An 11,935-nucleotide genomic window follows, 5' to 3' on the forward strand; every position below is an offset into this window, starting at 1 on the left:
GGTCGGTAACGCTTACCGTTTTGCTCTTTGCGCAGCCGGGGCAATCGCTCCAGCTCGGTTCAGCCTGGGGATAGCTCGTGCTTCAGGCAAGGGTACCGATCGTCGAACCGATCAGCTCTTTTCTCGTCAACGCGTAGGTATCGAAGAGATACGGATATCTGATCAGCTCACTTTCCGTCGCTATCTCGTAACGGCAATCCTTTTCGACCTGAGAACGTGCATGGCGGGTAGGCGTCAACGTGAACCGGCCAATTGCGCCGGAAGGATGCGTTATGGTACCGACCCGATCGTCAGGAAATAGAATTCCTGGGTTCTCGCACGATCCTGCACCGGGGTATTGAATGCTTTTTAAAAGACTCGATACTTGTCCGACGGACCAGGACGACTGATCCGGCAAAGTGATGGACTGAAGTTGAGCGGCGTACGACGACGGATTGTCATAAGTGTAGCGCCAGGTGCGCGTTCCATCCGAGACGCTGGCTACTAGATTTGAGGCAGTGGAACCAAGCGTTACATAAGTTAGCAATATGGTGCGCGGGCTGCCGGAGGCATCGCTTCCTGTGGCTTCGATGGTCAGCTGGGCCGGCCACAGGTCACGGTTGGTCAGCTCGGTCAGACGCCAGTAGCTGCGCACCGAGAACATCAGAAAGTCGCTCAGCGAATAGGTCCACCACTCGTTCATGCCAGCCTTCCGGCATCCTGGGCGATACGCCTGCGCAGCGCTTCGTCGGGCAAGCGGCCGGTACCGGCACAATCTGCAGCCAGCATGAAGAGCTGGAGACGGATATCGTCAGCAGCAATTGGGTCGTGCTCAGGGATGGCAACAGGGAAGCGCATACGCGCTGAGTTCGGCTGAAGTTTGGCTGGATCGCGCCGAGGGCGGCATGCGTCGATGAAGCGTTCTGGTTCGGCGCCTGCCGTAGTGACTGGAGCGGGTGAAGGGAATCGAACCCTCGTCTTAAGCTTGGGAAGCTCCTGCTCTACCATTGAGCTACACCCGCGTGTGCCAGCATTCTACGCGTCTTTGCGAAGTTTTGACAAATTCTCAAGCTGCAATTCGCGCACGGCATCCCTGCCCTGCGCGCTGCCGCATCACTCCGGCTGTTCGACGCTGTAGCCTTTCGCTGCCAGCGCCGCGATCACGCCTTTCGGATCGAGGATGGCGCCAATCGGCAGCATGGCGAAGGTCGACGCATTCGATGCCAGCGCCTTTTCGGCCGACACGATCCACTTGGCATTGGCGCGGTCCTTCATGTTCCTGAATTCCGGCTCGGCGTCGAAGGCGGCGCTGTTCATCATGGCGCCGAAGCAGGCTTCTTCGCGGCTCGAGAAGTCGAGCTTGCGCATTTCTTCCATGTCGCCCTTGGCCCAGGCATTGGCGCGCGCGCTGGCGGCGGCGATGTCGCTCTCCAGCGTCGCCATCGTCCGCGCCAGGCAGGCGGCGTCGCCGATGGTCGACTTCTTGAAGTTCTTCAGCACCGTGCGCGCATTGTCCATCGGGATCTCGAAGGTCGAGGTCGTTTCCTTGAGTTTGTTCTTCTTGATCAGCGCGACCATCTGCTCGCGCACGGCCTTGTCGCTCCACAGCCCGGCCTGCCGGCGCGCGGCATCCGTCAGGGCTTGGGCCGCGAAGATCGGGCGCTCGCGTTCGATGTCGTCGTTGTCGGGCAGGTATTTCGCCTTGAGCCCACTCCAGCGGGTGTAGTCGTCGGCCGGCATCACGTCGCGCAGCGTGGCGCCGTCCGGATTCTTGCGCATGCCGATCATCGACGGCAACAGCGTGACGTACTTGAAGAAACCCGGCTTGGCCAAGGCTTGCGGCGGCGCCAGGTATTCCTGCGCATTGCGGATCACGGCCTCGACCTGCGCCGAGCGCCATTGCATGTCCTTCGGCAGCGGTGCATAGGTACCGAACACCCATAGCACGTGCTCGCCCTTCGACACTTTCCACATGCCCGGGCCGGGGCGCTGGGCGACGACGCGGATCTGTTCCGGGACTGCTTCGGCGGTGTCAAGCGCGGCACTTGCGGTGCCGGCGCCGGGCGCCGTCGATGGCTGGGCGGCGGGCGGGCCGACAGCAGCGCCATCGGTCGACTGCGCCGCGGCGGGAATGGACAGCAGGCACAGGCAAAGTGCCGGTACGACGAGTGTGCGCATGGAGACATCCTGTTGTTGTGGTGACGGCAAGCTTAAGGCGATTCAGCGCCGGCACAAGCCAGACGTAACAAGATGTTGCAAATCAATTAGTGTTGCATATTATGCATATTTTATGCGTATGTCATTCTGCCGGCGGCTCTGGCAGATCTGGACGATCCAGCAATTCCTGCGCCATCCGCAAGCCTTTGACCATGACCGAAAATGCTTCATGCTTGCTCGCTTCATCCGGCACGCGCAGCACGTACGACGGGTGGTAGATCGTCACCACCCAGCTGTCGCCGTGGCGCACCGGCCGGCCGAGCTTGTCCTTGAGCGTGACGCTGCCGGTCTGCAGCACTGACTTGAGCGCAGTGGCGCCCATGGCCACGATCACCTTCGGTTTACGGCTGGCGATTTCTTTCTCGAGCCAGTAGTGGCAGGCTTCGATTTCCTTCTGCGCCGGGGTCTTGTGCAGGCGCCGCTTGCCGCGCGGCTCCCATTTGAAATGCTTGACGGCGTTGGTGATGTAGACGCCCTTGCGCTCGACGCCGGCCTGCTCGAACACGCGGTCGAGCAGCTTGCCGGCCGGGCCGACGAAGGGCTGGCCGGCCAGGTCCTCCTGGTCGCCCGGCTGCTCGCCGACGATCATGATTTTTGCACTTTTCGGCCCTTCGCCGCCGACCGCCTGGGTGGCGTGTTCCCACAGGTCGCAGCGCCGGCATTCGTCCAGTTGCGACGGCTGCTGGCGCTCGGGCTGCGCCTTCTCGGCCGTGATCGGGATCGTGGTGCCGCTGCGCCGTCCGACGGTCTGCACCTGGCCGATGCGGCGCGCGCCCAGGCCGGCCTGGCTGACCAGGGACGGCACCAGCGCGCCCTCGGGCAGGTTCTTCCAGAAGCGCGACGGGATATGGCTGTTCATCACCTGCGTGTTCAGGCGCGCCGGGTTGAAGATGCTGCGGTAATAGGTCAGCCACAGGGCTTCGCCGGCATCGTCGAGGTCGGCCGCGCTCGACATCAGGGGGCCGGTGTTGTGCAGGGTTCGGCCGTCCCACAGCACGCTGGCGTCGGGTGTGGCGATCATCCAGCTGACCTTGCCCATGCGGGCGACGAAGTGTTCGGCCACCTGCGGCAGCACGTCGTGGGCCGGCTCGAACCAGGCCACGAAATGCGGCGGGCCGGCTTCGATCGGCCGTTCGCGGAATCGGATGTAGGCATGCATATCGTGTACCTCGCGCCGCACCGCCTTGACCATCGTGTGCAAGCGCTGCCCGTCCGCATCGGCGGGCGATTGCACGTCGTGCTCGCCCTGCTGCCAGCGCCAGACCACGCGGTACAGGAAAGCCCAGCGGTCATGGTCGCGGTAGCAGGCGGCGGTCTGCAGCATGTCCATCAGCGAACGCGGCACTTGCGGCCGCGGCGCCGTCGGGTTGGAAGGCTCCTGGCGCTGCGCCGGTGGCGGGGTGGACAGGAGGTCTGCCCCATTATGCGCAGCCGGCGCGGGAGCCGGCGCACCCGAGAACAGGTCGGCGCCGGGCGCGCCCCAGGTCACCGCTTCGGGCGGCACGCCGGCGCGCAGCAGTTCGCGCGCCACCGCGCGCCATTCGGTGAAGTTCGAGACCAGCAGCGGCCGGCCGGCGCGGGCGTCGGCGGCGGCCGTGGCGGCAAGCGCGGCGGCGGTGTTGGCGCTGCCGGCCTCACTGGCGCCGTTGGCCGTATTGCCCCCTGCGCCCCGGTCGGGTCTCATGCCGCCTGCAATTCCGGCCACAGGTTCATCTGCTGCGGCGCATCGGCCATGTGCTTGCGCAGCAGTTCGGAACTGGTCCCTCCCTGGGCCGGCTTGTAGTCGGCGGTGACGACGAACGGCGCCAGCTTCTTGAGGCTGCAGCGCAGGCGCGACAGGTCTTCCCAGCGGATGCGGCGCAGCCGGCGCAGGTCGGCCAGGCGCTTGGCGTTGCGGATGCCGATGCCGGGAATGCGCGGGATCAGGGATGCATCGACCCGGTTCAGGTCCATCGGGAAGTGCTCGCGATTGGCCAGCGCCCAGGCCAGCTTGGGATCGACGTCCAGCGCCAGGTTGCCGGTCTGCGGCATCAATTCGCCCGCCGTAAATCCATAGCCGCGCAGCAGAAAGTCGGCCTGGTACAGGCGGTGCTCGCGCAGCAGCGGAGGCGGCGCCAGCGGCACGCTTTTGGGGCTTTGCGGGATCGGGCTGAAGGCCGAGTAGTACACGCGCTTGAGTTTATAGCTGCCGTACAGCGTCTCGGCCGTGTTCAGGATGGTGTGATCGTCGCTGCTGTCGGCGCCGACGATCATCTGGGTGCTCTGGCCGGCCGGCGCGAAGCTCGGCGCCTTCGGCTCCTCGGCCTTTTCGTCGAGCTTGCGGCGGATCGAGCCCATCGCCAGCTTGATCGTGTGCACGTTCTTTTCGGGCGCCAGACGGGTCACGCTGTCGTGGGTCGGCAGCTCGATGTTCACCGACAGGCGATCGGCCCAGCGCCCGGCTTCCTCGATCAGTTTCGGGTCGGCGTCGGGAATGGTCTTGAGGTGGATGTAGCCGCGGAATTGGTGCACCTCGCGCAGCTGGCGCGCCACCGCCACCAGTTGCTCCATGGTGTAGTCGGCCGACTGGATGATGCCCGAGCTCAGGAACAGGCCGTCGATGTAGTTGCGCAGGTAAAAATCCTGCGTCAGCTTGACCACCTCGTCGACCGCGAAGCGGGCGCGCGGCACGTTCGAGCTGCGCCGGTTGATGCAGTACTGGCAGTCGTAGATGCAGAAATTGGTGAGCAGGATCTTGAGCAGCGAGACGCAGCGGCCGTCGGGCGTGTAGCTGTGGCAGATGCCCATGCCGGTGGTGGCGCCCAGGCCATCCTTGCCCTCCGAGCCGCGCTTGGGCGCGCCGCTGCTGGCGCAGGAGGCATCGTACTTGGCCGCGTCGGCCAGGATTTCGAGCTTGTCGGTAAGTTCCATCATGCGCACGTGACTGTATGGACATACAGTATAACGCGATGGACACCAGCGCTTCGTGTGAAGCCGCACTCGTGCACCGCTGGCGACGGTTCAAATGTGAGACATCAAGGAATGTGTTGGTTTACTGAACTGATGCTGAACTGGATGACCGTCACTTTGATCGCGAGGATGACAGGCCGGCATGCGCCGGCCCCCGTCAGCGATCAGCGGATCGGCTTGCCATCCGCATCGACCACGGTGACCTCGCCCCATCCTAGCGCGCGCACCCCGGCTTCGATCCGGCGCAGGTCGCCGATCACCACCCACACCACTTCGTCCGGCCGCACGAACTTGCCCGCCGCCGCCCCCAGCTGCTGCTCGGACAGGCCGCGCACGCCGGCCGCATAGCGGTTCCAGTAATCGTCCGCCAGCCCCAGGTTCACGGTCGACAGCGCCGCGCCTTCCAGCGCATCGAGCGTGCCGAAGCGCCCCGGCAGGCGCGCCGTCATATTGCGCATGATGCTCTGGTATTCGGCGCCGACCAGCGGCCGTTCGCCCGCCACCCCGCGCACTTCCTTCGCCACTTCACGCATCGCTTCCACCGTCTTGTCGGTCTGCACCGGCGCCAGCACGTAGAACGGACGCTGGCCGCGCACTTCCGGCAGGCGCGCGCTGGTGCCGTAGCTCCAGTGCTTGTCCAGGCGCAGGTTGCGGTTCAGGCGCGAGGTGGCGATGCCGCCGAAGTTCTGCATCACCGGCTCGATCGCCAGGTCTTCCGGCTGGCCGTAGGCTTGCGAGACGTGCGCCGCGACGACCGTCGATTGCGGCGCGTCCGGCTTGTCGACCAGGATCACGCGCTTGCCGGCGGTGGCCGGCACCGTGGCCATCTGCTTGGCCGGCGCGCTGCCGCCCTGCCAGCGCCCAAAACTCGCTTCCAGCGCCGGCAGCAGCTGGTCCATGGTGGTGTCGCCGGCGACCACGATCGTGGCACTCGCGGGACGGAACCAGGCCGCGTGCCACGCCGCCAGGTCGTCGCGCCCGACGCCCTGTACCGTCGTTTCGAAACCCGACGCCGGCTTGCCGTAGGCGTGTTGCGGACCATACAGCAGGCCCGGCATCAGGCGCAGCGCCAGACTGTTTGGCTGCGCCTTTTCCTGCCCGATCTGGGCCAGGCGGCGCGCCTTCTGCAGCGCGAACTGGTCCGGCGCGAAGGCGGGATTCAATGCCGCGTCGGCCATCACGCCGAGCGACGGCGCCAGGTTGGCGCTGGTGGCTTGCAGGCGCACCAGCGACAGGTCCGGCGTGGTCGACGTCGACAGGCGCGCGCCCAGGTTCTCCAGCGCGTCGGACAACGCGAACGCGTCGCGCGTCTTGCTGCCTTTGTCGAGCAGGTCGAGCGCCAGCGAGGCGGCGCCGGCTTTTGCCGCGCTGTCCGACGCGGCGCCGGCGTCGACGGCGAGGGCCGCGTTGACGATCGGCGCCGAGTGGCGTTCGAGCAGCACCACCTTGACGCCGTTCTTCAGCTGCGCGCGCTGCAGCGCCGGGAACTTCACGTCGGGCGCCTCGCCCAAGGCCGGCAGTTGCTTGCGGTCGATGGTGGAGGCGCTGGCGGCCAGTTTCGGCGCCGGGCGCACCGTCATCGTGTAGTGGTGGCCGCGCAGCCAGCGCTTGCCGGCGTCCTGCACCTGCGTCGGCGTGGAGTTGGCGAACAGCTCCAGGCGATCCAGATAGGCGTCCGGCTTGCCGCCGTAGGTCATGCTTTCGGCCAGCACGTCCGAGCGGCCGCCGAAACCGCCCAGGCGTTCCAGGCTGCGCGAGAAGTCGGCCAGCTCGCGCGTTTTTACACGCGACAGCTCGGCCGGCGTCGGCCCCTTGGCCAGCAGCTCGGCCAGCACGCGTTCGATCTCGCGCTCCACCGCGAGCGGGTCGGCGCCCGGTTTCAGGGTGGCGACGATGTCGAAGGTGCCGCCCAGTTCGCGGTCGTTGACGTAGGCCGCGACGCTGGTCGCCAGGCCCTTCTCGTAGACCAGGCTGCGGTCCAGGCGCGCGCTCTTGGAGCCGGCCAGCACGCCCGCCAGCAGGTTCAGACGCTGGCTGTCGGCGTCACGCCAGCCCGCCACGTGCCAGCTGCGGTAGATGCGCACCTGCGGCACGTGGTCTTCCATCTCGTCGCGGATGTCGCGTTCGAGTTCGGGAATCCATGCTTCGGTGCGCGGCAGCGGCGGACCCGGAGGGATCGCGCCGAAGTACTTGTTGACCAATTCATAGGCGTGTTCCGGCGTGATGTCGCCGGCCAGCGAGATCACCGCGTTGTTCGGGCCGTAATAGGTGCGGTACCACTCCTTGATGTCGTCCAGCGAGGCCGCCGCCAGGTCTTCCATGCTGCCGATGGTCGACCACGAATACGGGTGCGAGTATGGGAACATCTTGGCCGCGACTTCGAGGCGCACGCGCCCATAAGGCTGGTTCTCGCCCTGGCGCTTCTCGTTCTGCACCACGCCGCGTTCGCGCTCGAGCATCTCCTTCGAGATGTAGTTGCCGAGGAAGCCCATGCGGTCCGATTCCAGGAACAGCGTGCGCTCCAGGGCGGACGCCGGTACGTCCTCGAAGAAGTTGGTGCGGTCGGTGTTGGTGGTGCCGTTGCGGTTGTTGGCGCCCAGGTCGTCCATCGCTTCGCGGAAGCCGTGCGGGTAGTTCTCGGACCCGTTGAAGAAGAAGTGCTCGAACAGGTGGGCAAAGCCGGTCTTGCCGCGCTTCTCGTTGCGCGAGCCGACGTGGTACCACATATTCACGCCCACCACCGGCACGCTGTGGTCGGTGTGCACCAGCAGCGTCAGGCCGTTGGGCAGGACGAACTTCTTGTAGTCGATGGCGTAGGCCTTGCGGTCGAACGCGACGGGTTTGGAGACGGGCGCGGCGTGCGCCGGATTGGCCGCGGCAAAGGCCAGGCCGAGCATGAGAGGGAGGATCAGCTTTTTCATTGAGGCGTAGGGTTGGCGGGTTCCCCGCCGACGCGGTGATGGTTGGCTTGGGAATCGCCACGCCAACAAATCGGCACCGGTTCTGACGTTTGCTGTATAGCTGCAAACAGTTGCAAACAGCTGCAAAAACCCGCCTCCGCTTTCGTGCGCGACTACGCCCAAGCCAACCATCACCGCGTCGGCGGCATAGCCGCCAACCCTACAGCAAACGCCGCGCCTGCGCCAGTAGCTGTGGATCCATCCGCGCCGCGATCCTGTCCAGGTAGCCGGCCGCGGGGCCGACACCGGCGCCGCCGGCGCGGTGCAGCCAGGCATACGCCTCGGCCAGGTCGCGTTGCGCGCCCTGCCCCGTCGCGTACATCACGCCGAGGTTGAACTGGGCGCGCGCATGATTCTGGCGTGCCGCGCACAGGTACCAGAAATGCGCCGCCTCGTAATCGCGCTCGACGCCCTTGCCGCAATCGTAGCGCAGCCCCAGCTCGAACTGGGCCAGCGCATGGCCCCCCTCGGCCGCCTTGTGGAACCAGTCGGCGGCTTCGCCCGGCGAGCCGGCGTCGAGCCGGTCGATCAGGGCGCCGACCATGTACTGGGCCGGCGCATAGCCCTGCGCCGCCGCGCGCCGGTACCAGCCCAGCGCCTGCCTGGCGTCCGGCTCCACGCCGACGCCGTTTTCGTAGCGCAGGCCGAGGTCGAACTGGGCGCGCAGGTGGCCCTGCTCGGCCGCCTGGCGGTACCAGGCCGTGGCCTGCGCCTGGTCTTGCGTCACGCCGTTGCCGGCGTCGAGCAGTTGGCCCAGGTGGTACTGGGCAGCCGGGAAACCCTGCTCGGCGGCGCGCCGGTACCAGAGCGCCGCCTGGGCCGGGTCGCGCGCCACGCCCTGGCCGTGCTCATGGCGCATGCCCAGGCTGTCCTGGGCGCCGGCGTGGCCCTGTTCGGCCGCGCGCCGGTACCAGGCCAGGGCCAGCGCTTCGTCGCGCGCCACGCCGTGGCCAGCGTCGTGGATCAGCGCCAGGTTGAACTGCGAGCTGGCGTGGCCTTGGCTTGCCGCGCGGCCGTACCACAGCAGCGCCTGGGCGCTGTCCTGGGCCACGTCCTGGCCCTTGTCGTAGCGCAGGCCGAGGTTGAACTGGGCCGGCGCGTGGCCCTGGCTTGCCGCCTTGCGCAGCCAATTCAGCGCCTGCGCCGGATCGCGCGGCACGCCCTGTCCGCCGTCGTAGCGCAGCGCCAGGCTGAATTGCGAGCGCGCATAACCCTGTTCGGCGGCGCGCCGGTACCAGCCGAGGGCCGCCTCCGGATCGCGCGCGACGCCCTTGCCGGTGTCCAGCATCATGCCCAGGTTGTGCTGCGCGCCCGGTTCGCCCTGCGCCGCGGCCTGGGCGAACCAGTGCAGCGCGCGCCCCACGTCGCCCGGCACGCCCTGGCCCTTGGCGTACAGCCAGCCCAGGTTGTACTGCGCCGGCGCGTAGCCTTGCGCCGCCGCGCGCTCGTACCAGTGCAGCGCCTGCTTCAGGTCCTGCCCCTTCTGGGCCATCACTCCCAGGTTGTACTGAGCTTGCGCGCCGGCCGGCGCAGCAGCGTGCAGCGCCGCGCCATCGGCGTCATCGGCCTGGGGAGGAAGATCGAGCATCGCAGGGCCTAGGCTTGCGCCGCCTGCCAGTTCAGGCCCGGCTGGGTGCGCAGCGCCACCATGAAGTCGGATAGCGCGATCGGGCGATAGAACAGGTAGCCCTGCATCGTCAGGCAGCCGTTGGCGGTCAGGTAGCGCGCCTGCTCCTCGGTCTCGACGCCTTCGGCGATCAGGTTCAGGCCCAGTCCGCGCGCGATCGAGATGATCGCCAGGATCACCGGATAGTGGCCGTTCTCTTCATGGATCTCGTTGACGAAGGACTGGTCGATCTTGACGGTGTGGATCGGGAAGCGGTGCAGGTACGAGAGCGACGAGTAGCCGGTGCCGAAGTCGTCGATCGCGATCGACACCCCGAGCTGGCACAGTTTATTGAGCTGCTCGATCGCGTACTGCGGATTGCGGATGCAGATGTTCTCGGTGATCTCGACTTCGATCTGGTTCGGCGCCAGGCCGTAGCGCACCAGCGCGCCGCGCATCTTTTCGAAGAAGTCGCCGCGGTCCAGGTATTGCGGCGACAGGTTCAGCGACAGGCGCACGTCGCTGGCGCCGACCGCGTTCCACTTGAGCATGTCGCGGCACAGCGCGCCGATCATCCAGTCCGAGATCGGCAGCATCAGGCCGTTCTCTTCGGCGAACGGCAGGAATTCGCCGGCCGCCAGCCGCCCGCGGGTCGGATGGTTCCAGCGCATCAGCGCCTCGGCGCCGACGATACGGCCACTGAGGGCGTCGATCTGCGGCTGGTAGTACATCTCCAGCTCGTCGTGCTCGAGCGCGCGGCGCAACGCCTGCTCGAGCGCGATCTTCTGGTGCGACACTTCCAGCATCGAGTCGTGGTAGAAGCTGTGGCCGTTCTTGCCCAGCGCTTTCACCTGGTACATGGCAATGTCGGCGTGGCGCAGCAGCTCGTCGATCGACTCGCCATCCTTGGGGTAGATCGCGATGCCGATCGAGGCCGAGATGTGCACTTCGTGGCCATCGAGGTCGAACGGCGCCTGCAGCACTTCGAGAAACTTGTCGGCCACCATGCGCGCGTCGTCGCGGTCGCGCAGTTCGGGCAGCACGATGGTGAATTCGTCGCCGCCCTGGCGCGCCAGCGTGTCGCCCTTGCGCAGGCATTCCTTCAGTCTTGCCGCGGCCTGCTGCAGCAGTTCGTCGCCCTTCACGTGGCCGAGCGTGTCGTTGACCAGCTTGAACCGGTCCAGGTCGATGAACATCACCGCGAGCTCGGTCTGCTTGCGCTTGGCCTGGATCACGGCCAGGCCCAGGCGGTCCTTGAACAGGATCCGGTTCGGCAGGTCGGTCAGGATGTCGTGGTAGGCCTGGTAGGAGATGACTTCTTCGGCGCGCTTGCGGTCGGTGATGTCGCGCGCCACGCCATAGGTGCCGAAGAATTCGAGCTTTTTCACTTCATGGTCCGGCACGTGCATGCCGATCGCGTTGAGCGAGATCGTCATCAGGGTGGTGTTGAAGGTGCGGTCGCTGTTGCCGTGGCCATTCCTGCATTTCAGGCGCAGTTCGACGTTGCGCGAGGCGCGTTCGTCCACCCGCCGTTCGTTGAACACATAGCGCGCGCGCTCGCTGTCTTCCTCGTGCACCACGATCGAGTAGTGCTGGCCGATCAGCTCTTCGCGCGTGTAGCCGAGCAGCTGGTAGGCGCGGTCGTTCACGAACGTGAAGCGTCCTTCGTGGTTGAGCGTATAGATGATGTCCGGCGACGAGTCGACCAGGTAGCGGTACATCTTCTCGGAGTTCTCGAGCTGGTTGGCGATGCGCGCGTTTTCCGCCGCCAGCCGGCGCCGCTGCAACGCGTTGCTGACGGTGCTCAGCAGCTCTTCGCGGCCGTAGGGTTTGCGCAGGTAGCTGTAGGCGCCGCGTTTCAGGGCGCCGATGGCGGCGTCGATCCCGACCTCGCCGCTCATCACGATCACGTCGGCGTCGATGTTGCGCTCGTTGATGAAGTCCATGATCTGGTGGCCGCCGATGTCGGGCAGGCGCAGGTCGAGCAGGACCAGGTCGAAGCGCTGGCGCGACAGATGATCCAGGGCGTCTGAGCCCGACGGCGCGGTGGTGAGGCGGTAGCCGCGGCCCTGCAGCAGTTCGTACAGCGACGACAGCAGGCGCGGTTCGTCGTCTACCAGCAGCAGGCGCGGCTGGCTATCGGTCTCCATGTGCTGGGAGAACGGAGCGGGTGCGCCGGAAAACAGATCGGCGGCCGGGTTGGCGTTGTTCGCGGGATGCGCAG

At 66.5% G+C, this 11,935-nt stretch carries 7 protein-coding genes and 1 tRNA gene; all 8 read right to left on the reverse strand.

Annotated features, from left to right (window positions below; translation table 11 throughout):
- Window positions 1-82: 82 nt before the first annotated feature.
- The 8 genes from QPK27_RS09620 to QPK27_RS09655 all read right to left on the reverse strand — a co-directional run bounded on the left by QPK27_RS09620 (window position 83) and on the right by QPK27_RS09655 (window position 11,861).
- Entirely contained in the window at window positions 83-682 is a 600-nt protein-coding gene (locus QPK27_RS09620) for a hypothetical protein (protein ID WP_290418004.1), read from the reverse strand.
- A gap of 245 nt (window positions 683-927) precedes the next feature.
- Window positions 928-1,001, reverse strand: a tRNA-Gly gene (locus QPK27_RS09625).
- A gap of 91 nt (window positions 1,002-1,092) precedes the next feature.
- Window positions 1,093-2,157, reverse strand: coding sequence for a TraB/GumN family protein (locus QPK27_RS09630; protein WP_290418005.1), 1,065 nt, complete (start codon window positions 2,155-2,157; stop codon window positions 1,093-1,095).
- Between the two features lie 121 nt (window positions 2,158-2,278).
- Window positions 2,279-3,880, reverse strand: coding sequence for a UdgX family uracil-DNA binding protein (locus QPK27_RS09635; protein WP_290418006.1), 1,602 nt, complete (start codon window positions 3,878-3,880; stop codon window positions 2,279-2,281).
- Window positions 3,877-5,106, reverse strand: a complete 1,230-nt coding sequence (locus QPK27_RS09640; RefSeq protein ID WP_290418115.1) for a putative DNA modification/repair radical SAM protein — start codon at window positions 5,104-5,106, stop codon at window positions 3,877-3,879. Before QPK27_RS09640 ends, QPK27_RS09635 begins: the two co-directional genes overlap by 4 nt.
- 203 nt (window positions 5,107-5,309) lie before the next feature.
- Entirely contained in the window at window positions 5,310-8,066 is a 2,757-nt protein-coding gene (locus QPK27_RS09645; RefSeq protein ID WP_290418007.1) for a pitrilysin family protein, read from the reverse strand.
- A gap of 199 nt (window positions 8,067-8,265) precedes the next feature.
- The gene (locus QPK27_RS09650) at window positions 8,266-9,693 is read right to left on the reverse strand and encodes a tetratricopeptide repeat protein (RefSeq protein ID WP_290418008.1); all 1,428 of its coding nucleotides are present in this window, start codon (window positions 9,691-9,693) and stop codon (window positions 8,266-8,268) included.
- Between the two features lie 8 nt (window positions 9,694-9,701).
- Window positions 9,702-11,861, reverse strand: coding sequence for an EAL domain-containing protein (locus tag QPK27_RS09655; RefSeq protein WP_290418116.1), 2,160 nt, complete (start codon window positions 11,859-11,861; stop codon window positions 9,702-9,704).
- Between the last annotated feature and the right edge of the window lie 74 nt (window positions 11,862-11,935).

Source organism: Massilia sp. YIM B02443 (assembly GCF_030411955.1).
Lineage (GTDB): Bacteria > Pseudomonadota > Gammaproteobacteria > Burkholderiales > Burkholderiaceae_D > Telluria.

Bases quoted from the DNA above. Each gene is read 5' to 3' on its own strand.
- QPK27_RS09645 (WP_290418007.1), bottom strand. From the start codon at position 8,066: ATGAAAAAGCTGATCCTCCCTCTCATGCTCGGCCTGGCCTTTGCCGCG.
- QPK27_RS09620 (WP_290418004.1), bottom strand. From the start codon at position 682: ATGAACGAGTGGTGGACCTATTCGCTGAGCGACTTTCTGATGTTCTCG.
- QPK27_RS09630 (WP_290418005.1), bottom strand. From the start codon at position 2,157: ATGCGCACACTCGTCGTACCGGCACTTTGCCTGTGCCTGCTGTCCATT.
- QPK27_RS09650 (WP_290418008.1), bottom strand. From the start codon at position 9,693: ATGCTCGATCTTCCTCCCCAGGCCGATGACGCCGATGGCGCGGCGCTG.
- QPK27_RS09635 (WP_290418006.1), bottom strand. From the start codon at position 3,880: ATGAGACCCGACCGGGGCGCAGGGGGCAATACGGCCAACGGCGCCAGT.
- QPK27_RS09655 (WP_290418116.1), bottom strand. From the start codon at position 11,861: ATGGAGACCGATAGCCAGCCGCGCCTGCTGCTGGTAGACGACGAACCG.
- QPK27_RS09640 (WP_290418115.1), bottom strand. From the start codon at position 5,106: ATGGAACTTACCGACAAGCTCGAAATCCTGGCCGACGCGGCCAAGTAC.